A 23,499-nucleotide genomic window follows, 5' to 3' on the forward strand; every position below is an offset into this window, starting at 1 on the left:
AGGTACATCATGTCCGAGAATCCAGACACGCAGTTTTGGTTCAACTCCCGCACAGGTGAGGTAGAGAAAGGGCCGCAGTCGCTCGCCCAGTATCGCGTCGGCCCGTTTGCAACAGAGGCGGAAGCCGCACGCGCCCCTGAGGTTATCAAGGAGCGCGCAGCCAAATGGGCGGCCGAAGAGGCCGCCGAAGACTGACTCTCTCCACTCGTGGGGCGCGTTATTCCTCGTGGGGCGCAAAAAAATGCACCCCACGAACAAGAACGCACCCCACGACGTGTGTACTGAAGTGTCAGCGAGAGGCAGTAATCTGGTGAGAGTGACTCAAGAAGGGTGTGCCCGTGGATAAGCAAAGAGATTTTGTTCTACGCACGATCGAGGAGCGCGGCATCAAGTTTGTCCGCCTCTGGTTTACCGACGTGGTTGGCACGCTCAAATCGGTGGCCATCGCGCCAGCCGAGGTTGAGAGCGCCTTCATTGAAGGACTCGGGTTTGACGGCTCTGCCATCGAGGGGCTCACGCGCTCGTTCGAGTCGGATCTCCTCGCGTTCCCAGACCCTGCCACGTTCCAGATCCTCCCGTGGCGGGCCGGCATCGACCCGACCGCCCGGATGTTTTGCGACATTACAACGCCAGACGGTCAGCCAGCCGTGGCAGACCCCCGCAACGTGCTCAAACGGATGCTCGAAAAGGCCGCCGACAAAGGCTTCACGTTCTACACCCATCCAGAGATCGAGTTTTATCTGCTCAAGTCATCGGAGTATGGCCCGAACGGCCCAGAGCCGGTTGACCAGGCTGGTTACTTCGACAACGTGCCTGGCGGCACAGCCCATGACTTCCGTCGTGAGAGCGTGCGGATGCTCGAAGACCTCGGAATCTCCGTTGAGTTCAGCCATCACGAGGCTGGTCACGGCCAGAACGAGATCGACCTTCGCTACGCCGACGCGCTTGCAACGGCCGACAACATCATGACCTTCCGCACCGTGGTCAAAGAGGTTGCCATCAGCCAGGGCGTCTACGCGACGTTCATGCCAAAGCCCATGAGCAACCAGCCGGGCTCAGGGATGCACACTCACCTGTCGCTCTTCGAGGGGGACCAGAACGCGTTCTACGAGCCAGGTGCACAGTACCGCTTGTCCAAGACCGGTCGCCAGTTCATCGCTGGTTTGCTCACGCACGCGCCCGAGATTACGGCCGTCACAAACCAGTTTGTGAACTCGTATAAGCGCCTGTGGGGCGGCGGCGAAGCCCCAAGCTTTGTGTGTTGGGGACACAACAACCGTTCCGCACTCGTGCGCGTGCCCATGTACAAGCCGAACAAGGGCCAGAGCAGCCGCGTTGAATATCGTGGCATTGACTCAGCGTCCAATCCGTACCTGTCGTTTGCGCTGCTGCTTGCTGCCGGACTCAAGGGCATCGAAGAAGGCTACGAGCTTCCGCCAGAGGCCGAAGACAACGTGTGGCAGCTCACCGATTCCGAGCGCAGGGCGCTTGGCTTTAACCCGCTGCCAGCGAGCCTCGATCATGCTATCGCCGCGATGGAAAGCTCCGAGCTTGTCGCCGAGACCCTTGGCGAGCAGGTGTTCAACTACTCCATCCTCAATAAGCGCGAGGAGTGGAAGGGCTACCGAGCCGAAGTGACACCCTTTGAGCTCAAACATAACCTGGGCATCCTCTAAGCGAAACGGGCCAAAACGAGTGCGCATGCGATCAATCACAACCACGGGGCTGGTGAACTGACGTGGGGCGCACAACTTCCCTCACCGAGGTTGCCCGCGCGGGCTTTACCGACCTGAGCCAGGCGCGGGAACGACTTGAGGCGCTCACCGAGCGCGGGTTGTGGCCAATGCCCGACTGGCTGGACTTCTTCGCGGTAAGCGCGGATGCCGATACGGCGCTGCGACTCATTGGTGACCTGCTTGAGAACAGCCCGGCCGAGGCCTCCGTTGTCCTGCGCGATTGCCCACAACGCGTGGTTCGGCTCCTCGGCGCGTCTGTTGGGCTTGGCGAGTTCTTTTGCCGGCACCCAGAAGAACTCGAATGGCTGTGCGATCCGGCATTAGAACCTCTAGAACTGCGTGAGTATGTTGATTCCCTGCTGCAATCCGTCGCGGCAGTTGACGGGGTCGCAACCGGAGCCGGTCCTGGCGCCACCGAACGAGACTGGGATGCGCTGCGCACGCGATACCGCAGGCACGTTGCCCAGCTCGCCTGCTTTGATCTTGAGTCTCCAGAGCCCGCTCTCGCCTTTGACGAGGTTGCGCGGGCGCTGAGCGACCTTGCCGCTGCCGCTATCGAGGCATCGCTCGCCGTTGCCAGGCGAACGGTGTCAGATCCGAGCTCAATGGGTCAATCCTTTTCGCGAGAGCAGGTGCTCGCGACCAAACTCGCGGTTATCTCGATGGGCAAAACGGGTGCAGAAGAACTCAATTATGTGAGCGATGTTGACGTTATCTTTGTTGGCGAAGCCGCCGACGACAGCGGCCTCGAAACAGACAGGGCCATCACAATCGCAACGCGGCTCGCATCCGAGCTCATGAAAGGCATCCATGGCCTCTCAACAGAGCCTGCGCTTTGGGAAGTCGACCCCAACCTCCGGCCGGAGGGCAAAGATGGCGCGCTTGTCCGCACGCTTTGCTCACACTGTGCATACTACGACCGTTGGGCAAAGGGATGGGAATTTCAGGCCCTGTTGAAGGCCCGTCCCATCGCAGGAGACCCGCAGCTTGGCAACGAATATCTTGCCGCTATCTGGCCGCTCGTCTGGTCGAGTGGTTCGCGAGAGAACTTCGTTGGCTCCGTGCAAAAGATGCGCGAGCGCGTGACCGCCAATATCCCTGGCGAAGACGTGCATTACCAGATCAAGCTTGGCCCAGGCGGCCTCCGAGATATTGAGTTCACCGTCCAACTGCTGCAACTGGTGCACGGCCAGAACGACGAGACACTTCATGTCCGCGGCACGATTCCCGCGATCGAGGCGTTGGCGGAGGGCGGCTACATCGGTCGCGATGACGCAGCAGAGTTTGTGGATGCTTATCGGCATCTTCGCCTGATCGAGCACCGCCTCCAACTCTGGAGGCTCAGCCGCACGGCGCTCATGCCGCGCGATGAGGACGGTCAGCGCTGGCTTGCCCGTGCCTCCGGTCTCGCAACCAATGCCGCCGACCTCATCTCGTACTGGGAATCAATCAAGGGCCGCGTCAGGTCGCTGCATTTGAAGCTCTTTTATCGCCCGCTGCTTGCCGCCGCGGCGACGGCAAATATCTCGGCGCTCAACGTGGACGATGCGAACATCACCAACGAACAGGCGGCCGCCCGACTCAGCGCAATCGGGTTTGTTGACCCCTCCGGCGCGCTGCGGCATATTGCGGCGCTGAGCGCTGGAGTCTCGCGGAGGGCCATCATCCAGCGCAACCTGCTTCCCGTGCTCCTGCAGTGGTTCTCGCAGGGGGCAAATCCCGACTACGGGCTTCTCGCCTTCCGCCGGATTAGCGACACGCTTGGCACGACGCCCTGGTACCTTCGGCTGTTGCGTGATTCGACGTCGGCCGCCGAACGGCTTACGGCTGTGCTGTCAGGGTCACGCTTTATCGGTGAGCTCATGGAACGCATCCCCGAATCCGTCGCGTGGCTCGAGGGGAATAAGCTTCTCCAAGCTCCAACTCTCGGTGCGCTCACCGACGAGGTGAACTCAATTGTTTCCCGGCACGAGAGCGTCGACACGATTGCACCAGCGATCCGGCATATTCGGCGCCGTGAGGTGTTGCGGGCGGCCATGGCCTCATTTGTGGGCGTTGCGTCGCAGGAACAGACCGCCACAGCCCTGTCAGACACCAACACGGCCATGCTCGCGGGAATACTCAAAGCCATTCGCGAACGCGAAGTCATCGCTGGCGCAGACGGCATTGAGTTCGCGATCATCGCCATGGGCCGATACGGGGGAGCCGAGATGGGCTTTGGCTCGGACGCCGACCTCATGTACGTGTATCGCACGATTGATCCAGCGCTCGATACGGGCCAGAGCACAGCGCAGCAGATTGTGACCGAGATCAAACGGCTCACCGAGGATCCCTGGCTTCCGTTTGATATCGATCTTGGGCTCCGGCCAGAGGGCAAAAACGGTCCTGTGGTTCGGTCGCTGCACTCCTACGCTGCCTATTATGAGCGATGGTCCCTCACATGGGAGGCTCAGGCGCTGCTCCGTGCCCGGCCGGTCGCCGGTGACCAGGCGCTGCAGGACGATTTTGTGGCCCTTGCGGATACCGTTCGATACCGACCAGCCATGAGTGAACTCGATATCCGCGAGGTTCGTCGAATCAAGGCAAGGGTCGAAAGCGAACGGCTGCCGCAGGGCGCCGATCCAATGCGTCACCTCAAGCTTGGCCGCGGCTCGCTGAGCGATGTTGAGTGGTTTGTTCAGTTGCTGCAGCTCATCCACGCCCACAGTGTTCCTGGCCTTCGTACCACGTCTACTCTTGGCGCGCTCAAGGTGGCGGCAGAAGAAGGGCTTGTTGACCGCGAGGATGCCTTGCTGCTTGAGGAAGCATGGATTCTCGCGACTCGGGTTCGTTCGGCAATCACGCTCTGGCTCAATAAGACGGGTGATGTATTGCCCTCAGACCGCGACCAGCTCGAGGGCATTGCGCGAATTGTTGGCTTCCCTCCTGGCTCCGCAAACGATCTTGAACAGCACTATCTCGCAACCACACGCCGCGCGCGAGTGGTCTTCGAGCGGGATTTCTACGGCGAATAGCCCAACGCCCGTTCGGGCCTGTTGACGCCGAGGGTTGAATCTTTCGGTCCAGAATGGCCGTCGGGCCTAGCTTGCGTGTGTAGCTTGCGGAGCCGTGCCAGCATCGGGCGGTCGCCAACCCAAGAAATAAAAAACGACCCGGCAGGTATCGAGAGCGAACGGGCGCATGCCCATTCCTCGAAAAACCTGCCGGGTCGGTGCGATCAGACCGCTTCCCCCGAAACGATCCAACCGCTAGTACATCGGACGGTTAACTCATTACTGACCCTAGCCAGCGCTGAGGTTAAACTCCGTAGTACAGCTCAAACTCGAACGGATGTGGACGCTGTGCCAGCGGCTTGATCTCGTTCTCGCGCTTATATTCTATCCATGTTGAGATGAGTTCGGGGGTGAATACGCCACCTTCGAGCAAGAAGTCGTGGTCATTCTCAAGCGCAACAAGCGATTCCTCGAGCGAACCAGGGATTTGAGGGATGCTCTTTGCCTCTTCTGGCGGAAGCTCGTAGAGGTCCTTGTCAATCGGCTCGTGCGGCTCGATGCGGTTCTTGATTCCGTCAATACCGGCCATGAGCTGGGCGGCAAACCCGAGGTAGGGGTTGCCTGAGGCATCAGGAACGCGGAACTCAATGCGCTTTGCCTTCGGGTTCGTTCCCGTAATCGGGATGCGGATGGCAGCCGAACGGTTGCCTGCCGAGTACACAAGGTTCACAGGGGCTTCGAAGCCCTTCACCAGGCGGCGGTAGGAGTTGATGGTCGGGTTGGTGAACGCAAGAACGGCATCCGCGTGCTTGAGCAGGCCGCCGATGTACCAGCGTGCGATGTCGCTGAGCCCGCCATAGCCTGACTCGTCGTAGAACAGCGGCTTTCCGTCGCTCCACAGCGACTGGTGTACGTGCATTCCCGAACCGTTGTCGCCGAAGAGCGGCTTCGGCATAAACGTTGCGGTCTTGCCCCACTCGTTTGCCGTGTTCTTTACAACGTACTTGAACTTGAGGATGTCGTCAGCCGACGAAACCATGGTGTCGAATTTGTAGTTGATCTCGCCTTGGCCGGCGGTTCCGACTTCGTGGTGTGAACGCTCAAGCTCAAGGCCAACTTCAGCGAGCTTTACGCAGATGTCATCGCGCAGGTCGGCGTGCTGGTCAACGGGCGAGACGGGGAAGTATCCGCCCTTGTATGGGGTCTTGTTGGCGAGGTTTCCGCCTTCTTCTTCGCGGCCGGAGTTCCAAGCGCCTTCGCTGGAGTCAACCGAGTAGAAGCTGGAGTGCTGGTTCACTTCGTAGCGTACGTCGTCGAAGATGTAGAACTCGGCCTCCGGCGCAAAGAACGCGGTGTCAGCGATGCCCGTCGACGCGAGATACTTCTCGGCCTTCTTCGCTACCTGACGAGGGTCCTTCGAGTAGATCTCGCCAGTACGCGGGTTATAGATGTCAAAGACAATAACAAGGGTGCGGTGCGTGCGGAACGGGTCGATGTATGCCGTTGAGACGTCAGGAATGAGCTGCATGTCTGATTCGTTGATGGTGGCAAAGCCGCGAATCGACGATCCATCAAACAGCTGGCCGACTGAGAAGAACTCTTCGTCAACGGTAGAGGCCGGGATGTTGAAGTGCTGCTGCACACCCGGAAGGTCGGTGAAACGGATGTCAAGGAACTTTACGTCGGTATCCTTGATGAACTTCAGTACTTCGGAAGAATCACTAAACATGTAAACGAACTCCAGGATGAATCGTGCTAGGCGGTTGTCTAGGCTCCACTAACGCTACGGTGGCGTCGTTTCCCCTCGGTTATGCAATTGTTTCAGGCATGTTAACGAGTTACCAAGTCGGCTGCGGAGTGTCGCGTAGACTTGTCAGCGTGCCAGATTCCACAAATCCTCCAAAAACCTTCGGCGATGCAGCTCCAAGTGAGTACCCAGGAGAACGGCTTGGCCTTCCGCAATCTGGCCGCGGATCGATTGCACGCATCGGACGACGTGTTGTTGCCCTCGTCATCGACTGGGGGTACGCGATGCTGATCTCACTCGCATTTTTCAACTACGACGCCCTCGCAATCACCGTGATTTTTATCATTGGCCAGGTCGTTTTTATTCCCACTATCGGTGGAAGCATTGGCCACCGACTCACGGGGCTTCGGGTTATTTCCCTGAGCGGAGGGTGGGTTGGAATCTGGCGGCCCGTTGTGCGCACCTTGCTGTTGTGCCTCATTCTGCCGGCCCTAATCTGGGATTCTGACCAGCGCGCCTTCCACGATAAGATCCCGGGAACCGCGCTCATCATCGCGTAATCGAGCTTCTGAACCAAAGGGTTCCGACTGATTGTTACTCGCCGAGTGGATGTGAAGACCTGGCCATGACGGCAAACGACCCGGCATCCTGATGGATGCCGGGTCGTTTGCGTGTTCCGTGGCGACTGCTAGCGAGGGCGCGGTGCGCGAACCCTCGTAGGGTCAACACCCTTTGGAATGCCGATGGGGTTGCTCTGCAGGGAGCTCAGTCGGTTGCCAACGGCCTGAACCTCTTGGCGGGTCAGCGTTGGTTTGATCTTGAGGAGGGCTCGTGAAACCTTCCACAGCGGAACCGAGTCTTCGTCTGGTCCAACGATGATGTGCGTCACTGCAACTGCTGGCAAAACTCGTTTGACCTTGCGTTCTTCTTCAGTGAGCATGCGCTGCACGCGGTCCTTTGGCCCCTCGGCGATGAGTACAACGCCGCCTCGTCCGGTGACTCGGTAGACCGCGTCTTTGGTTCGTGGGTTCACGGCGACGGGCATTTCGCTGCCGCGCCACGTGCGACGAAGCGCGTTCTTCACGACGGCACCAACTGCACCGGGCTCGCCCTCAATCTGCTGGTAGGCGGCGCGCTCAGCACGACGCCCAAGAACGATGAGTACAAGCAGGATGCCAACCATGATGCCGCTGACGACCCAGAGGATGCCTCCGAGGATTCCGCCAGGCAGGAATACTGCAAGCGAGATGCCGCCAAGGAGGGGCAACAGCAAGCAGAGCAACAGGATGAGCGTGATGTTCTTGTCATAACGACGCGTCATCTGAAACACTTGCCACATCTGCGAGATGCGGCCTTGCTTCTTCACCTTCTTGGGCTTCGGGGTATCGTCTGATTTGGCCATACCGTTAAGAATACCGTTGATTCGCTCTGGCCGGTGCCACGCGCGGGAGTTGTTCGCTCGCAGTTGAATACTCACATCCCCGAATGTAGTTTTCAACAGTCCTGATTCCATCGTTATTCTCCACGGTTCCGGATGCTGACGGTTCTTGGATGCTCCCGCACGGCAGGGTGTTGCTATGAAATTCCCCACCGCACCTGCCCCAGCCCGTGATCGTGTTCTTGCGTCAACCGTTGCCGATCGTGCGGGTTTTTTGTTGCTGCGCCCTCTCCGCAGCGACGAGCGAGAACACGCCTGGCTGATCAGGTGCCGAACGACGCATGCCGAGGCAGAGCTTGTCATTGGGCGTCAGCCAACCTCGTCCGTTCGCTCGGCGCGACAACAACGCTTCACCAATGAGGGTGTCAGGTTGAGAGAAGAATCTCGGTTGGCTGGCAGTGGCATCCTCGCCGGTCAATTTGATTACGTTGACTCGCCGAGGTACGGGCAATTGTGGCTGCTTGAGCATCGCTTATACACGCCCGTTGCTGCCTGGGTCGCCGCTGCACATCTGCGCAGGGGAGTTCCTGCGCAGGGCTTGGTGAGCTCATCTTCCGCAGGGGCTGCACTTCTTATTGATCTCATCAGGGGAGCCGCCACGTTGTGCATGGCCGGAATGTGTCTTGGACGTCCGTTGCTTCGTGAGCTCGGGGTTACGGCGGCTGGGCGACTTCTGGTCGTTTCCAGCCGTGGAATCCACAGGGTCCAGTTGGTGCCCGGTTCAGCGGCATCTGCTACGGATATCCTTGATCGCCCGTGCTGTCGTACGGGCGTGCATCCGGAGACAGTCCTCGACCTCGCCAACGAGGTGCTGAGCTCGGGAAACCGCCGCGACCGCCTTGTTCAGGAGCTCGTTCGCATCGCCGACGCGCAGGGTCACGAACATCGCAGCGAGGCGCTCGCGCTGGCGATCGTGGATTCAATTCAGCCGATGCGAGGCAGATCGCCAACCGCGCACGAGTTGGTTGCACACCAGCGACCGTTGCAAGCGATCGCAACTTCCGAGCCATCGAATGGGCGATTCGCCGCGTTGTATAGATCAGCGCGACGAAGGTCTTCCGAGTCTTCCATTGGCCGTACCGTTGGATGGCTGAGGCGAGCGGCAACCGATCGTACTGTGCTGCGCCGATCAATCGTGGGTCTTGGACTTGGCCTCATTCTGGCGGCCCTGTTGAGTGTGCTCATGCCCGGATCAGGCATCGGGTAAGCTCTGCACACACAAATGGCCCCGGCAAGAGAAACCAAGTTCTCTGGCCGAGGCCATCTGATGAGATGCGTTCTGTTCACCGCTCACGAAGGGCGGCTGGCGAGTGATCGCTAAGCGACCTCTCGATTAGATGCCAAGGTTGCCCTCGAACGCAGCCTCTTCCAGACGAGCCTTGACCTGGCTCAGGAAGCGGGCAGCATCGGCGCCGTCGACCACGCGGTGGTCGTAGGAGAGCGCGAGGAAAACAGTCGATCGAACCGCGATGGCTTCGCCACCGTCAACCTTGACAACACCAGGCTTCTTCACAACCGCGCCGGTGCCAAGGATGGCGACCTGTGGCAGGAAGACCAGCGGGGTGTCGAAGAGCGCTCCGCGCGAACCGGTGTTGGTGAGCGTGAACGTTCCGCCGGCAAGCTCGTCTGGCTTGAGCTGGTTGTCGCGGGTGCGAGCAGCAAGGTCGCCGATCTCAGCAGCAAGCTGGGCGATGTTCTTGTCACCTGCATCGCGAACAACAGGCGTCAGCAGGCCACGCTCGGTGTCGACGGCGATGCTCAGGTTCTCGTGCTCTGGGTACACAATCGATTCGCCATCAATCGTGGCGTTGATGATCGGGTAGGTGCGCAGAGCCTCGGTTGCTGCAAGCGCAAAGAACGGAAGGAACGAGAGCTTGTTGCCGGTCTTGGCGAGGAACTCATCCTTCATCGCCGTGCGAAGTGCGGCTACCTTGGTGACGTCAACCTCAACAATGGTGGTGAGCTGAGCCGTTGTGTTCATCGAGATGACGGCGCGCTCCGCGATGACCTTGCGAAGGCGAGAGAACTTCTGCGTGGTTCCGCGAAGTTCCGAAACAACTACTGGAGCTGGGCCAGCCGCGCGGCGTGGTGCCGAGCCGTTGGAGGCAGCTGCGAGTACGTCTTCCTTGCGGATACGACCGCCAACACCCGTTCCAACGATCGAGCCGAGGTCAACGCCGTTGTCGTTTGCGAGCTTACGAACGATCGGTGTGACGTATCCGGCTGCATCGGGGACAGGAGCGGCGGCAGGAGCCGCAGCGGGAGCAGCTGCAACAGGCGCAGCAACTGGCTCTGGCGTCGCTGCAGGGACCGGGGCTGGCGCTGCCGCGATAGGCGCGGCAACTGGCTCTGGTGCTGCGGCCGGTGCCGGTGCAGCAACTGGCTCGGCAGCAGCCGGCGCAGGCTCTGCCGCCGCTGGTGCTGCTTCGGCTGCAGGGGCTGGCTCTGCCGCCGCTGCGCCTGCGCCGCTGCCGTCGCCGATGCGGGCAAGAATTGCGCCGACCTCAACGGTCTCGTCTTCTTGTACGAGGATTTCTTCGACAACGCCGGCGATGGGCGAAGGGATCTCGGTGTCAACCTTGTCGGTTGATACCTCGAGTAATGGTTCGTCTACCTCAACCGTGTCGCCGACGTTTTTCAGCCAACGGGTGACGGTTCCTTCGGTGACGCTTTCTCCCAGTGCGGGGAGGCTAACCGACTCGCTCATGAATTTCTCCTTATATGAACAGGCACTGCTGCCTGCGATGCTCTGTATAAAATTTGTGGCGTTGGACTTGGTGCGACTACATCGTGTGAAGCGGCTTGTTCGCGAGGAACATCATGGCTTCACCGATGGACTCGTTCTGTGATGGGTGTGCGTGGATGAGCGGCGCAACATCCTCTGGGTAGGCCTCCCAGTTCACGATGAGCTGGGCTTCGCCGATGAGCTCACCGACGCGTCCACCGATCATGTGCACACCAACAACGGGGCCATCGTTGACGCGGACGACCTTCACAAGACCGCCAGTTCCGATGATCTCGCTCTTTGCGTTTCCGGCGAGGTTGTACTCGTAGGAGCTGATCGCTGCGTCGCCATACTGCTCTTTTGCCTTAACCTCCGAGAGACCAACCGATGCAACCTCTGGGTCGCAGTAGGTGATCTTCGGGATGTTGACGTCTTCGATGATGACGGGGTTGAGTCCCGCAATTTCTTCGGCGACGAAGATGCCCTGCTGGTATCCGCGGTGGGCAAGCTGCAAGCCGGGAACGATGTCGCCGACTGCGTAGATGCCAGGAACGTTGGTCTGGAGGCGAGCATCGGTGGGAACAAATCCGCGGTCGAGCGTGACGCCGGCCTCTTCGAAGCCCATATTTGCGGTAACAGGGCCGCGGCCGACAGCAACGAGCAGTAGTTCTGCCTCAATAACCTCGCCGTTCTCGAGCGTGATGGTCACGCCGGTGTCATCCTGTGTGACGGACGAGAAGCGCTGGCCGAGCTTGTAGTTGATGCCGCGACGGCGGAACGCGCGCTCAAGCTGCTTGCTGATGACCTCTTCTTCGTTGGGAACGAGGTGGGGGAGTCCTTCAATAATGGTGACGTCTGAGCCGAATGACTTCCAAACGCTTGCGAACTCAACGCCGATGACGCCGCCGCCAAGAACGGCTACCTTCTGCGGTACAAAATCAAGCTGCAGCGCGTGCTCGCTCGTGATGACGCGGCCACCGATTTCGAGACCTGGCAGGCTACGTGAGTACGAGCCGGTGGCGAGAACAACGTTCTTACCAACGTAGGTGTCTTCGCCAACCTGAACGGTGTTCTTGGAAACAAGACGGCCTTCGCCTTCAACAACCGTGACCTTGCGCGCCTTGAGCAGGCCCTGGAGTCCCTTGTACTTCTTGGAGACAATTCCTTCGCGGTATGCCGTAACGGCCGCAATGTCGATGCCTTCAAAGGTGGTCTTAACGCCGTAGCTTTCGCTTTCGCGCGCTACATCGGCAACCTCAGCGGAGTGCAGCAGAGCCTTGGTTGGGACACATCCGCGGTGCAAGCACGTTCCACCAAGTTTGTCTTTTTCGATCACCACCGCAGTGAGGCCAAGTTCAATTGCGCGGATTGCTGTTGCATAACCGGCGCTTCCGCCGCCCAATACGACGATGTCAAAGTTGTGTTCCGACACTGGGTTCTCTCCCTGTTGTGGTAGGTCGTAGATGTGATCGACACGACAATAGGCACCAAAAAGGCACCCTATTAACGCTGTGTCAAGCCTACTACGATGCGTTGCATGTTTTTGTGAGGTGCCTAGGCGTTTGTGAGGTAGTCGATGAGGGTGCGCACCATGGTGCCGGTCGGGCCTGTTCCCGTGTAGCCGTATGCGCCACCCTGATTGTGTGCCGGACCGGCGATATCAAGGTGAGCCCACGGAATAGTTGCGCCGGTTGTTCCAGAAACGGGAGTCTTAAAATCGGTAAGGAACGCAGCCGCGATGAGCATGCCTGCCGCGGTGTTTCCAGGCTTAATGTTTGCAATGTCTGCGATATCAGACGCCAGCATTGGGCGCAGCTCGTCGGGAATTGGCATCGGCCAGAGCGATTCTCCGGCGCGTAGGCTTGCCGCCTGAACCGAGGTGACAAGTTCGTCGTCCCCCATCAGCCCAACCGTGCGGTTGCCGAGGGCGGTGATCGCCGCGCCGGTGAGCGTTGCCACGTCGATGATGGCGTCTGGGCTCTCCTCGCCAGCGGCGATGAGCGCGTCGGCAAGGACGAGGCGTCCCTCTGCATCCGTGTTCAGCACTTCAATGGTGCGGCCACCGCGGGCAGTGATGACGTCACCTGGGCGTGTTGCTGTGCTCGACGGCATGTTTTCGGCAAGGGGAAGCCACGACGTGACGTGAACTGGAAGCTTCAGCGCGGCAGCAGCCCTGATGACGGCCAGCACCGTTGCGGCCCCCGTCATGTCGTATTTCATGCCGATCATGGATGCGGGCGGCTTGAGCGACAGTCCGCCGGTATCGAAGGTGATCCCCTTTCCGACCAGAGCGATGTGCCGTGATGCACCGGCTGGGGCATAGTCGAGGCGGAGGAGTCGTGGTGGCCGACTTGAACCCTGGCCAACGCCAAGGATGCCGCCAAAGCCGTCACGCTTGAGCTCATCCTCTGTCCACACCGTGTGGGTGATGGGGAGGTCGGCAACGCTTGCGAGCGCCTCCTCAACCATGCTTGCCGGGAAGAGATCATTGGCAGGAATATTCACGAGGTCTTTGGTGAGCGCAACGGCATCCGCAATGGCTGCGGCCCGTGACGTGAGCTGCGTTGGGGTATCTGCATTGTGGATCGTAATGTTCGCTACCGGGCTCTGAGCCTTTTCCTTTGTGAGCCCTCGATAGTCCTCGAAGGCATATGCGCCGAGCAGGGCGCCTTCTGCGATTGCCGCGAGTTCCTCTTCAGAACGGGTTGGGAGGGCCACAACGACTGAGTCAATTCCGGCGAGGCGTCGAATGGCTGAGCCTGTTGCGTAGCGAAGCGACGAGGGGGTCACCGAGCGACCGATGCCAACAATCACGAGCGTCTGCGGCCCGGTCGAGCTTGGGCTCGGGATGCGCACGAGCGAGTCGGCCGCCCCCGATACGCCGAGCGCTTCCAGATTGAGTGCGCTCGTGTCGACGTGTGCCGTCGAGAAGAGGTGGGCTTCACCTCCCTCTGCAATGACCGCCCCGATGAGCAAAACTTCGGAGGAGAGGGCTGACGTTGACTCTGCGGTGAGCACCAGATTGGGGATAGTCGGCATAGCTCCAGCCTACGCCTAGACTGAGTGCATGCGTAGCGACGAGCCGCTCTTTGAGCTGAATGAGGATGTCTACGGCCTGGTAACTCCCGGTCTCCCACTGATTATTGCCCTTACCGGCTTTGCTGACGCGGGTTCTGCGGTGTCGCAGCTCGAGGATTACATGATGGATACGGTCCGCCCGCAACCTGTTGCCCTCTTCGACGTTGACCGTCTTCTTGACTATCGCTCGCGCCGCCCAACGATCTTCTTTGCGGAGGACCGTCTTATCGACTACATCCCGCCGGAGCTTGGTCTGTATCTTGCTCACGACGAGCTCGGCAGCCCGTTTCTGGTTCTTATGGGCTTTGAACCTGATTTCCAGTGGGAATCGTTCATCCGTAATCTCTTTTACCTGATGGATGACCTGCAGGTCTCCCAAACGGTCTGGACGCACGCCATCCCTATGCCTGTTCCGCATACGCGCCCGGTTGGGGTAACGGTGAGTGGCACGCGGCGTGACCTTATCGAGTCGCTTTCTGTTTGGAAGCCGAGTACGCAGGTGTCTGCAACGGTCGGCCACCTCATCGAGAATCGGCTTCACGAGGCCGGCAAGGATGTTGTTGGTTTTGTCATGCTGGTATCCCACTATCTTGCGGATTCCGAGTATCCCGCCGCCCTGATTACCGCCCTCGAGTGCATCAGTCAAGCAACCAGTCTCATCTTCCCAACTGATTCGATTCGAGAACGCGGCCGCGAGTTTATGGCAAAGATTTCCGAGCAGGTGGCGGCGAGTCCCGAAACGCAGCGCCTGATTGCGTCGCTCGAAGAGCGTCACGACGCCTACATGGAGGGGAGCACGGTTCGCTCGCCGCTGACCCAGGACGACGGAACGCTGCCGACCGCCGATCAGATCGCGAGCGAGCTTGAGCGATTCCTTGCTGATCGTCGCGACGATAACGACAAATAAGAGTCAGCGCAGCATGTGGTGCCACCCCTCCGATGACGCCCGCAGCGTTGAACGCCAGTTGAACGCTCAGCGGCCTCCTGGCGTGTTCGTTCATAAACAAACTGCGAACGCGTTGGGCCTAGGGGGAATAAAACTCACGATATCCCCGTTTTAGCCTGTAGTCGATCACAGCAGTATTTATGGCCACACACGTGTTCGTGTGCAAGGGCAGGCGAGAACCATGCAATAATTGACAATTAGACCCGGTCAGGGTCGCGCCAAAATCGCAAGATTTTAGCCGCGAGACTTGACATGGGTCTTAGTAGTTTGCAGATAAGTACAAGTGCGAGCATGCTGTCAGGCAGCATGACTCCGAGGAGAGGCGGGTGCGTGGCTACCAAAACCACGACCACAAGTAAGAGCGCACAGGCCGAGGCTGCCCCAGAATCAGGCACTGCCAAGGCAACAAGCGCATCATCAAAGAGCACGGCTTCGAAGGCTGCCGCTCAGAAGGCCCCTGCAAAAAAGACCACCGACGCTGCTGCCCCCGCAGCCAAGGCAACAAAGGCCCCAGCCAAGACGAAGAAGTCGGCTGCAGAGGCTACGGAAGCCACCAAGACAAAGCGTGCAACAACGGCCAAAGCAAAGGCCCCGGTCAAGCGCAAGGCAAAGAGCGACGAGCCAGACGACGACGAGGAAGAAGTTGAGGTTGACGTTGTTATCGACATCGTCGACGTTGATGCTGAAGACGACGTTGAAGGCGAAGAGAACACCAAGAAGAAGGTAACGGCCGACGAGCCGCTGCCAACCGGTGCAATTGTGCTGACGTCGAGTGACGACGACGATGAGATTCCGGTCTTTTCGACGGCGATCACCGGTGCGACGGCAGACCCCGTCAAGGACTACCTGAAGCAGATCGGTAAGGTCGCTCTGCTCAACGCCGCTGAAGAGGTCGAGTTGGCCATGCGTATTGAGGCGGGTCTCTTCGCAGAAGATCGCCTTGCCAACACGCCAGACCTGAGCAAGCAACTGCAGCGTGAGCTGCGCTGGGTTGCCCGTGACGGTCAGCGCGCGAAGGCTCACCTGCTTGGTGCAAACCTCCGACTCGTTGTGTCGCTCGCAAAGCGTTACACCGGCCGCGGAATGCAGTTCCTTGACCTCATCCAAGAGGGAAACCTTGGCCTCATCCGTGCCGTCGAGAAGTTCGACTACACCAAGGGCTTTAAGTTCTCGACCTACGCAACGTGGTGGATCCGTCAGGCAATCACCCGCGCAATGGCTGACCAGGCCCGCACCATCCGTATTCCGGTGCACATGGTTGAGGTCATCAACAAGCTTGCACGCGTTCAGCGCCAGATGCTCCAAGACCTTGGTCGCGAGCCCACGCCTGAAGAGCTGAGCCGCGAACTCGATATGACTCCAGAAAAGGTTGTCGAGGTTCAGAAGTACGGCCGCGAGCCAATCTCGCTGCACACTCCGCTTGGTGAAGATGGCGACAGCGAATTTGGTGACCTTATCGAGGACACCGAGGCCGTTGTGCCAGCGGATGCCGTTGGCTTCACCATGCTGCAGCGTCAGCTTGAGTCGCTGCTTGATTCACTCAGCGAGCGCGAAGCAGGAGTCATCCGTATGCGCTTTGGTCTCGGCGACGGCATGCCGAAGACGCTCGACCAGATCGGCGACACATTCGGTGTGACGCGTGAGCGTATCCGCCAGATCGAGTCGAAGACCATGGCGAAGCTGCGTCACCCATCGCGGTCACAGTCGCTGCGGGATTACCTCGAGTAAACCTGCGCCAGTCAGAACGAAGGCCCCTCACCGATTGGTGAGGGGCCTTCGTCGTAGGTTGGCTCTGCGTGTTGGTGACGGCCGGACAGCTACTGACAGGCAGTCACTACGTGCACAGGCCTACTGGTGAAGCTTGTGGCTTTCGTCGTGCCAGGCTGAGACCAACGGAGCAAGCTTTTCTTTGTGCTTGTTGCCGTGGTGTGCGCAGAACAGGAGCTCGCTGGTTCCCATCGTTGCGCGGATGTATGCCTGAGACCCGCAGCTGTCACAACGGTCAAGCCCCGTGAGCGGGCGCTCCTCATCTACTGGAGCATCCTGAATGTTGTCGGTCATGGTTGTCATGAGCTCCCCCTTTCCGTTGCGTAACTTTATACACCTCTATCAAAGCACGTTGCATCACCGCGTGGGGCAAGTCGCCATTGTTTTCGCTGAACGCGTAGCTGGCATCTTTTGGGTGTCGTTCGGGAATAACGCCCGCCGGTCGTTTACCCTTGACAGGTATCGCGTTTACCCATAAGAGGAGAGCCTTGGCAGCGTCAGACTATTCAGCACGACACTTGTCTGTTCTGGAAGGCTTGGAGGCGGTCCGCAAACGACCTGGAATGTATATCGGTTCGACCGATTCCAGGGGACTCATGCACTGTCTCTGGGAGATTATTGATAACTCCGTTGATGAGGCACTTGCCGGTCATGGCGATACGATCAAAATTGTTTTGCATCCTGATGGCAGTGTTGAAGTTATTGACTCTGGTCGTGGTGTTCCCGTTGATATCGAGCCAAAGAGTGGGCTGACGGGCGTTGAGCTCGTGTTTACAAAGCTGCACGCCGGTGGAAAATTTGGCGGAGGTTCTTACGGTTCCTCAGGTGGCCTGCACGGTGTTGGCGCCTCGGTTGTGAACGCCCTGTCCGCTCGACTTGACGCGTTTGTCGACCGCGACGGCAAAACGTATGCAATGAGCTTCCGTCACGGTGAGCCTGGCATCTTCACGGATTCGGGGGAGCCGTCTCCCGACTCGCCCTTTACCCCGTTTGAGAAGAAGAGCGAGCTTGTTGTTGTTGGCAAGGTCAAAAAGGGCGTAACCGGCACGCGCGTGCGTTACTGGGCCGACCCGCAGATCTTCACGGCCGACGCAACGTTTGACCCAGAGCAGCTTCGCGCGAGGGCGCGCCAGACCGCTTTCCTTATTCCTGGCCTGCGACTTGTCCTTGACGACCTTCGCGGAGACGAACCAACGCACGAGGAGTTCTTCTTCGAGGGCGGCATCTCTGAATACGTTGACTACCTTGCCCCAGATACCGCGGTCACTGACACCTGGCGTCTGAGCGGGACGCACACGTTCACCGAGACGGTGCCCGTTATGGATGCAAACGGCCATATGGTTTCCACGGACGTCGAGCGTGAGTGTGTTGTGGATGTTGCTCTCCGCTGGGGCACCGGCTATGAGACCACCATGCGCAGCTATGTCAACATCATCTCGACGCCAAAGGGTGGTACACACCTCAGCGGGTTTGAGCAGGGCTTGCTCAAGTTCTTCCGCCAGCAGATTGAGGCGAACGCACGCAAGCTGAAGGCAGGCAACGACAAGGTTGATAAGGACGACATCCTTGCCGGCCTCACCGCGGTGCTGACGGTTCGACTTCCCGAGCCGCAGTTTGAAGGTCAGACCAAGGAAATCCTTGGAACCCCTGCCGTTCGGTCTATCGTGAACAAGGTTGTGACGCACGGTCTCAAGCAAATCTTCGAGTCACCTAAGCGTACCGAGAAGGCCCAGTGTGCCTTGGTGCTCGAGAAGGTCGTATCCGAGATGAAGTCGCGCATTTCGCTGCGCGCCCAGAGGGACACTCAGCGACGCAAGACGTCGCTCGAGAGCTCGTCGCTTCCCGCAAAGCTCATCGATTGCCGAAGCAAGGATGTTGCCGGCAGCGAGATTTTCATCGTTGAGGGTGACTCGGCCCTCGGCACCGCGCGCCCAGCCCGCGACAGCGAGTTCCAGGCTCTGCTGCCCATTCGCGGAAAGATCTTGAACGTACAGAAGGCATCTGTCGCCGACATGCTGTCCAACGCGGAGTGTGGCGCGATCATCAAGGTGATCGGTGCCGGCTCCGGTCGTGACTTCGACCTCGATTCTGCGCGCTACGGCAAGGTCATCATCATGAGCGACGCCGATGTTGACGGCGCCCATATCCGTACCCTGCTGCTCACCCTGTTCTTCCGCTACATGCGCCCAATGATTGAGGCCGGCCGTGTGTACGCCGCGGTACCGCCGTTGCACCGCGTGATCGTGCAGAACGCCGGCAAGAAACCGAACGAGACGATCTATACCTACAGCGAGCAACAGCTCCAAGATCTCCTGGCAGACCTGAAGCGCAGGGGCAAGAAATATGTTGAGCCCATCCAGCGGTACAAGGGCCTCGGCGAGATGGATGCCGACCAATTGGCCGAGACGACGATGGATCGCGATAAGCGCCTGCTGCGCCGTGTTGGCGTCGCAGACGGGCAGAAAGCCTCCGAGATCTTTGAGCTGCTGATGGGCAACGAAGTCGCTCCGCGCAAGGAATTTATCGTGTCGAGTTCTGACACGCTTTCGCGGGAGCGCATCGACGTTTAGGCGGTCTGTTAGCGGGGACGGCATCCATATTATGGACTGCCTGTTGTCGCTCTCCCAAGCGTCGGCTGGGTGTGCATTTTTGCAGACACCATCTGCAGGAACTCCGGTTGAGTTGGTCAATTGAACAGTCCACACTCGGACTAAGTCGGGCGCGGATTAATCGCCCTGCAATGGACTACACGGAGAACCGAACAGTGTCAGCGTAGACACGTAGGAGTGACAGATGACTGTGGAAACGCCTATTCAACATCCATCGGCAGAACCGAGCGCCAAAGAATCTGGGCTCAAGAAAGTTGTGATCGCTTCGATGGCCGGAACGGTCGTCGAATGGTACGAATTTTTTCTCTACGCATCGGCGGCAACGCTTGTGTTTGGGGCATTATTCTTTCCCGATTCTGGTTCTCAACTTGATGGCATCATTAAGGCCTTCCTGACCTATGCCGTCGGGTTTGTCGCGAGGCCAATTGGCGGAATCGTCTTTGGGCATTTTGGCGACAAATACGGACGAAAGCAGCTACTGCAGCTGTCTATCATCATGGTTGGCGTTGCGACGTTCCTCATGGGCTGCCTGCCAACGTTTGGCCAGATTGGTTACTGGGCTCCATTCTTGCTGGTGGCCCTCCGGTTTATTCAAGGGTTTGCGGTTGGCGGCGAATGGGGCGGTGCGGTCCTGCTGGTGGCAGAACACAGCCCAAATAGGTCGCGTGGTTTCTGGTCGAGCTGGCCGCAGTCAGCCGTTCCAATGGGCAATCTCTTGGCGACGTTTGTGTTGTTGGTGCTGTCAAGCGTCCTTTCCCAGGATGACTTCCTCGGCTGGGGCTGGCGTATCGCCTTCTGGCTTTCGGCCGTGATCGTGCTCATCGGTTATTACATTCGGACCAAGGTGAATGATGCCCCCATCTTCCTCAAGGCGCGCGAAGAACTCGAGACCAACCCCCAGAAGGGCTACGGGGTCATGGAAGTCTTCCGCCGCTACCCGAGGGGTGTCTTCACAGCAATGGGCCTTCGCTTTGCCGAGAACATTCTCTACTACCTGGTTGTTACCTTCACCATCACGTATCTTGCGGTCATCGTGAAAACGGATACCTCTCGCATCCTACTGCTGTTGCTCATTGCGCACCTTGTGCATTTTGCGGCTGTTCCGTTGGTCGGGCGGATGACGGACATCATTGGGCGAAAGCCGGTGTATATGGCGGGTGCCATCCTCGGTGCAACGTGGGGCTTCTTCGCCTTCCCAATGATGGATACTGGCAACGACGTCATGATCGTGCTGGCCGTGATTATCGGGCTGCTGTTCCACGCACTCATGTACGCGGGTCAGCCTGCCATCATGGCCGAAATGTTCCCAACGCGGATGCGCTATTCCGGTGTTTCGCTCGGATACCAGGTCACGTCAATTGTTGCTGGCTCGATGGCCCCAATTATTGCCTCAAGCCTGCTTAACACCTTTGATTCTTCAGTGCCTGTTGCGCTCTACCTGATGGGTGCGTGCTGTGTCACGATCGTCGCGGTCTTGTGTCTGCGGGAGACCAAAGGCATCTCACTGCAATCAATTGATGTGGCCGACGCCACCCGAACGGCCGAGATTCAGATCGAAGATGCTGCTGCCGTCGCCGCGGGAACCAGGCGGGTACGGCAGTGAGTGCAGCATCCGCGGGGTACCCTCCTGCGTCGGCGGGGGGAACGCTGCCACTCGCCGGACGGCGCGCCCTCATTACCGGGGGCGCCGGGGGCATTGGCCTCGCGTGTGGTCGTCTCCTGGCCGAACGTGGTGCCCACGTCATCCTGGCCGACATCGAGGCTAAAGCCGTTCAATCGGCGGCGCGGGAGATCGGCGGAGAAGCGCTCGTGCTTGACCTGCTTGATACCGCCCAGCTTGAAGACCGGCAATTTGACGTGGACATCCTGGTGAACAACGCGGGTATGCAATCCCTGAGCCCAATCGAAACGTGCGAACCCGCGGTGTTTCGCCGCATGATGACCCTCATGCTTGAAGCTCCGTTTCTGCTCATTCGCGCAAGCCTTCCTCATATGTATCGAACGGGCTTTGGGCGGATTATCAATATGTCCTCGGTGCACGGCTTGCGGGCATCACCGCTCAAGGCCCCCTACGTTGCGGCTAAACACGGGCTTGAGGGGCTCTCGAAGGTCACCGCCCGCGAGGGCGGCCCGCACGGGGTGACAAGCAACTGCGTCAATCCTGGTTTTGTGAGCACCCCCTTGGTGACAAACCAGATTGCAGACCAGGCAGCGGCAAACGGCATCCAAGAGCAGGACGTGCTGCAGGATGTCTTGCTCGCGAAGAACGCGATTAAGCGCCTGGTTGAGCCGCATGAGGTTGCGTCGCTTGTTGGGTTTCTTGCCTCAGACGAGGCTTCGATGATCACTGGCGCGAGCTACACCATCGATGGGGGATGGACAGCCTAGGCTGCCGCCGGACGGAGCACCCCGCCCCTGTGTGCTGGGGTGCTCCGTCCGGCAAACGGCCTAGCCGAGCAGCAGCTCCTGCGACTCAGCGACTTGCTGCTTGATCGCGCTGATCGTGGCCTGCACGGCGGGGGAGCGTAACGACTCGGGTCGTGCTGCTGCCATAATGCGAAGCTTCCGGTGAAACTGTGATGAAAGGACAGGCACAAAGTCGTCGTCATCCGCAATAAGAAATGACGGCAGTAACCCGATGCCTCCGCCAGAGCGGACCGCCTCAACCTGAGCGAAGATGCTCGTGCTTTGCAGGCTGCTTCGTGGATCAGGAAGCCCCGTTGACCTGTGGCCAAGCTCCGCGACCTGGAGCGCCGATTCGACATAGGAAACGAAGGCGTGGTGACGGAGATCTGCAGTCGACTCCGGCGTGCCGTTTCCTTCGAGGTATTCGCGACTGGCGTAGAGCCGAAGGTAGTAGTTGCTGAGAAAAAGCGTGTGTACGTTTGGTACATCGGTTGGCTCAACGACGAGCTCGAGGTCTACACCTGACCGGTTTTGGTTGATGCGCTTGGTTCCGCTCATAACCTCGACGTTGAGACGCGGGTGTTTGCGTTGCAGCGCCACGAGAGCGGGGCTTACGCAACGGGCAGCGAATCCGTCGGGGCTGCTGAGACGAACGAGACCGGTAATGGCATCGCTGTCTTTGGTGATGGTTCGGGTCAACGATCCAAGGCTGAGTTCGATTGCCTCGGCCGCGCGCACAGCCTCTGCGCCAAGATCGGTGAGTTCCCAGCCGTGTGGGCTGCGCACAAGCGTCCGCCCGCCGAGCTGTTGGTCAAGGGCTTGGATTCGTCGTGACACGGTCGTATGTGTGGTTTCGAGGGCGTCCGCGACGGCATTGAATCTGCCGAGGCGGGCAACGGCGAGCAAGATCATCAGATCGTTTGGGCTTGGTGATGACCAGGAGGGGTCGGTCATAGCTGCCTTTCCTAGGGGGCCTACGCGACGCACCTATGAGCAAAAATGCACATAGCGTCTGTAATAAATGCGCTTGTCTGCACATTTATTCACTGCGATTCTAATGATGTCACAGCGATTGTGGCATCACACGGAACGATGCGCGCGCTACCCGCTCGCATCCACAAGCAAAGGAGCTTGCTCATGGCAGTTATCGGATGGATCGGGCTCGGTCACATGGGTGGGCCCATGTCGGCAAACCTTGTGAAAGCAGGCCACACGGTTCGCGGATTTGACCTGAGCGCGGCCGCGCTTGATGCCGCAGAGCAAAACGGAATCATCGCGACCGCGAGCATCGCAGAGGCTGTTGCTGGCGCCGACGCGGTTTTTACGATGCTGCCAAAAGGCGAGCATGCCCGCAGCGCCTACCTCGGCGACGCCGGCATCCTCGCAACGGCCGACACAACGACGCTGCTGGTCGACTCATCCACCATCGATATTGATTCGGCAACGGCGCTCCACGACGCTGCGGCCGCCGGGGGATTCCGATTTGTGGATGCGCCAGTATCTGGCGGAATGAGCGGCGCTGAACAGGCAACACTCACCTTCATGATTGGCGGCGAACCAACAGTTGTTGCAGAGGCCAGCGAGTATATCCGGCCAATGGCAGGAAACATCATCCCAACAGGTGGTCCAACCACAGGGCAGGCAGCGAAGATTTGCAACAACCTCATGCTGTTCATCTCCCTCGCGGCGTGTGCAGAGGGCTCCGTCCTCGCTGAGCGTCTTGGCCTCGACCCGCAGGTGTTCTGGGATATCGCGTCGGTATCGTCTGGTGACAGCTGGGCTCTGCGTACCTGGTATCCCGTTCCGGGGGTCGTTGAAACGGCAGCATCGAACCATGACTTTGCTCCAACCTTCACAACGGATCTCGCGAATAAAGACATCGGCCTTGCAATAGCGGCGGCGAAGAGCACCGGAACACCCCTCGAGATTGGCGAACACGTGCAGGAGCTGTTCCAACGCCTCATCGATCAGGATCAGGGCGGCAAGGACTGCTCAATGATTGTGAAGCTGGTCGACGGCACCGCCCCATCACCCGCACACGCGTAAGCCAACCG

General features: G+C 59.3%; 18 protein-coding genes. 11 read left to right on the top strand and 7 right to left on the bottom strand.

Going from position 1 to position 23,499, the window contains the following annotated elements:
- The first annotated feature begins 9 nt into the window (after nucleotides 1-9).
- The 3 genes from FHX76_RS02510 to FHX76_RS02520 all read left to right on the top strand — a co-directional run bounded on the left by FHX76_RS02510 (nucleotide 10) and on the right by FHX76_RS02520 (nucleotide 4,750).
- The gene (locus tag FHX76_RS02510) at nucleotides 10-195 is read left to right on the top strand and encodes a hypothetical protein (RefSeq protein ID WP_167147478.1); all 186 of its coding nucleotides are present in this window, start codon (nucleotides 10-12) and stop codon (nucleotides 193-195) included.
- Between the two features lie 143 nt (nucleotides 196-338).
- Nucleotides 339-1,676 carry a type I glutamate--ammonia ligase gene (gene glnA / locus FHX76_RS02515; protein WP_167147480.1) on the top strand — a complete coding sequence of 446 codons (1,338 nt, stop codon included), beginning with the start codon at nucleotides 339-341 and terminating at the stop codon, nucleotides 1,674-1,676.
- A gap of 62 nt (nucleotides 1,677-1,738) precedes the next feature.
- A complete protein-coding gene (locus FHX76_RS02520) occupies nucleotides 1,739-4,750 on the top strand; it encodes a bifunctional [glutamine synthetase] adenylyltransferase/[glutamine synthetase]-adenylyl-L-tyrosine phosphorylase (protein WP_167147482.1) in 3,012 nt (1,003 codons plus the stop codon).
- A 283-nt stretch (nucleotides 4,751-5,033) separates the two neighbouring features.
- Here FHX76_RS02520 and glnA (FHX76_RS02525) read toward each other — a convergent pair whose 3' ends face one another.
- The gene (gene glnA, locus FHX76_RS02525) at nucleotides 5,034-6,458 is read right to left on the bottom strand and encodes a type I glutamate--ammonia ligase (RefSeq protein ID WP_167147484.1); all 1,425 of its coding nucleotides are present in this window, start codon (nucleotides 6,456-6,458) and stop codon (nucleotides 5,034-5,036) included.
- 149 nt (nucleotides 6,459-6,607) lie between these two features.
- Between glnA (FHX76_RS02525) and FHX76_RS02530 the strand changes: the two genes are divergently transcribed.
- The gene (locus FHX76_RS02530; protein ID WP_341777834.1) at nucleotides 6,608-7,036 is read left to right on the top strand and encodes an RDD family protein; all 429 of its coding nucleotides are present in this window, start codon (nucleotides 6,608-6,610) and stop codon (nucleotides 7,034-7,036) included.
- Between the two features lie 128 nt (nucleotides 7,037-7,164).
- Here FHX76_RS02530 and FHX76_RS02535 read toward each other — a convergent pair whose 3' ends face one another.
- Nucleotides 7,165-7,878 carry a DUF4191 domain-containing protein gene (locus tag FHX76_RS02535; protein ID WP_167147488.1) on the bottom strand — a complete coding sequence of 238 codons (714 nt, stop codon included), beginning with the start codon at nucleotides 7,876-7,878 and terminating at the stop codon, nucleotides 7,165-7,167.
- A 175-nt stretch (nucleotides 7,879-8,053) separates the two neighbouring features.
- On the opposite strand from FHX76_RS02535, the gene FHX76_RS02540 reads away from it, so the two are divergent.
- Nucleotides 8,054-9,121 (top strand): hypothetical protein, encoded by a 1,068-nt coding sequence (locus tag FHX76_RS02540; protein ID WP_167147490.1) that lies wholly within the window; start codon nucleotides 8,054-8,056, stop codon nucleotides 9,119-9,121.
- Nucleotides 9,122-9,247: 126 nt separating this feature from the next.
- On the opposite strand, the gene sucB is transcribed toward FHX76_RS02540, so the two are convergent.
- From sucB to FHX76_RS02555, 3 genes are all read right to left on the bottom strand, one after another.
- Nucleotides 9,248-10,621, bottom strand: coding sequence for a 2-oxoglutarate dehydrogenase, E2 component, dihydrolipoamide succinyltransferase (gene sucB, locus FHX76_RS02545; protein ID WP_167147492.1), 1,374 nt, complete (start codon nucleotides 10,619-10,621; stop codon nucleotides 9,248-9,250).
- 76 nt (nucleotides 10,622-10,697) lie between these two features.
- Complete coding sequence (lpdA, locus tag FHX76_RS02550) at nucleotides 10,698-12,071, bottom strand: dihydrolipoyl dehydrogenase (protein ID WP_167147494.1); 1,374 nt, start codon at nucleotides 12,069-12,071, stop codon at nucleotides 10,698-10,700.
- A gap of 122 nt (nucleotides 12,072-12,193) precedes the next feature.
- Complete coding sequence (locus tag FHX76_RS02555) at nucleotides 12,194-13,678, bottom strand: leucyl aminopeptidase (RefSeq protein ID WP_167147497.1); 1,485 nt, start codon at nucleotides 13,676-13,678, stop codon at nucleotides 12,194-12,196.
- Between the two features lie 28 nt (nucleotides 13,679-13,706).
- Between FHX76_RS02555 and FHX76_RS02560 the strand changes: the two genes are divergently transcribed.
- Nucleotides 13,707-14,624, top strand: a complete 918-nt coding sequence (locus FHX76_RS02560; protein WP_167147500.1) for a proteasome assembly chaperone family protein — start codon at nucleotides 13,707-13,709, stop codon at nucleotides 14,622-14,624.
- A 291-nt stretch (nucleotides 14,625-14,915) separates the two neighbouring features.
- Nucleotides 14,916-16,391, top strand: coding sequence for an RNA polymerase sigma factor (locus tag FHX76_RS02565; protein ID WP_386762184.1), 1,476 nt, complete (start codon nucleotides 14,916-14,918; stop codon nucleotides 16,389-16,391).
- A gap of 120 nt (nucleotides 16,392-16,511) precedes the next feature.
- On the opposite strand, the gene FHX76_RS02570 is transcribed toward FHX76_RS02565, so the two are convergent.
- On the bottom strand, nucleotides 16,512-16,733 hold the full coding sequence (locus FHX76_RS02570; protein ID WP_167147506.1) for a DUF7455 domain-containing protein: 222 nt from the start codon (nucleotides 16,731-16,733) through the stop codon (nucleotides 16,512-16,514).
- A 185-nt stretch (nucleotides 16,734-16,918) separates the two neighbouring features.
- Here FHX76_RS02570 and FHX76_RS02575 point away from each other — a divergent pair, with 185 nt between their 5' ends.
- The 3 genes from FHX76_RS02575 (at nucleotide 16,919) to FHX76_RS02585 (ending at nucleotide 21,427) form a co-directional block, all read left to right on the top strand.
- Nucleotides 16,919-19,000, top strand: coding sequence for a DNA gyrase/topoisomerase IV subunit B (locus FHX76_RS02575; RefSeq protein ID WP_167147508.1), 2,082 nt, complete (start codon nucleotides 16,919-16,921; stop codon nucleotides 18,998-19,000).
- Between the two features lie 223 nt (nucleotides 19,001-19,223).
- Entirely contained in the window at nucleotides 19,224-20,642 is a 1,419-nt protein-coding gene (locus FHX76_RS02580) for an MFS transporter (RefSeq protein WP_167147511.1), read from the top strand.
- Nucleotides 20,639-21,427, top strand: coding sequence for a 3-hydroxybutyrate dehydrogenase (locus tag FHX76_RS02585; protein ID WP_167147515.1), 789 nt, complete (start codon nucleotides 20,639-20,641; stop codon nucleotides 21,425-21,427). The genes FHX76_RS02580 and FHX76_RS02585 overlap by 4 nt, the downstream gene beginning before the upstream one ends.
- Before the next feature lie 60 nt (nucleotides 21,428-21,487).
- Here the strand turns inward: FHX76_RS02585 and FHX76_RS02590 are convergent, their stop codons facing one another.
- On the bottom strand, nucleotides 21,488-22,399 hold the full coding sequence (locus tag FHX76_RS02590; protein ID WP_167147518.1) for a LysR family transcriptional regulator: 912 nt from the start codon (nucleotides 22,397-22,399) through the stop codon (nucleotides 21,488-21,490).
- A 183-nt stretch (nucleotides 22,400-22,582) separates the two neighbouring features.
- Here FHX76_RS02590 and mmsB point away from each other — a divergent pair, with 183 nt between their 5' ends.
- Complete coding sequence (mmsB, locus tag FHX76_RS02595; RefSeq protein WP_167147521.1) at nucleotides 22,583-23,491, top strand: 3-hydroxyisobutyrate dehydrogenase; 909 nt, start codon at nucleotides 22,583-22,585, stop codon at nucleotides 23,489-23,491.
- Nucleotides 23,492-23,499: the final 8 nt, after the last annotated feature.

Origin of the sequence: Lysinibacter cavernae, from assembly GCF_011758565.1 — a bacterium.
GTDB lineage: Bacteria > Actinomycetota > Actinomycetes > Actinomycetales > Microbacteriaceae > Lysinibacter > Lysinibacter cavernae.

Bases quoted from the DNA above. Each gene is read 5' to 3' on its own strand.
- FHX76_RS02510 (WP_167147478.1), top strand. From the start codon at position 10: ATGTCCGAGAATCCAGACACGCAGTTTTGGTTCAACTCCCGCACAGGT.
- glnA (WP_167147484.1), bottom strand. From the start codon at position 6,458: ATGTTTAGTGATTCTTCCGAAGTACTGAAGTTCATCAAGGATACCGAC.
- FHX76_RS02535 (WP_167147488.1), bottom strand. From the start codon at position 7,878: ATGGCCAAATCAGACGATACCCCGAAGCCCAAGAAGGTGAAGAAGCAA.
- FHX76_RS02540 (WP_167147490.1), top strand. From the start codon at position 8,054: ATGAAATTCCCCACCGCACCTGCCCCAGCCCGTGATCGTGTTCTTGCG.
- sucB (WP_167147492.1), bottom strand. From the start codon at position 10,621: ATGAGCGAGTCGGTTAGCCTCCCCGCACTGGGAGAAAGCGTCACCGAA.
- FHX76_RS02555 (WP_167147497.1), bottom strand. From the start codon at position 13,678: ATGCCGACTATCCCCAATCTGGTGCTCACCGCAGAGTCAACGTCAGCC.
- FHX76_RS02560 (WP_167147500.1), top strand. From the start codon at position 13,707: ATGCGTAGCGACGAGCCGCTCTTTGAGCTGAATGAGGATGTCTACGGC.
- FHX76_RS02565 (WP_386762184.1), top strand. From the start codon at position 14,916: ATGGGTCTTAGTAGTTTGCAGATAAGTACAAGTGCGAGCATGCTGTCA.
- FHX76_RS02570 (WP_167147506.1), bottom strand. From the start codon at position 16,733: ATGACAACCATGACCGACAACATTCAGGATGCTCCAGTAGATGAGGAG.
- FHX76_RS02580 (WP_167147511.1), top strand. From the start codon at position 19,224: ATGACTGTGGAAACGCCTATTCAACATCCATCGGCAGAACCGAGCGCC.
- FHX76_RS02590 (WP_167147518.1), bottom strand. From the start codon at position 22,399: ATGACCGACCCCTCCTGGTCATCACCAAGCCCAAACGATCTGATGATC.
- mmsB (WP_167147521.1), top strand. From the start codon at position 22,583: ATGGCAGTTATCGGATGGATCGGGCTCGGTCACATGGGTGGGCCCATG.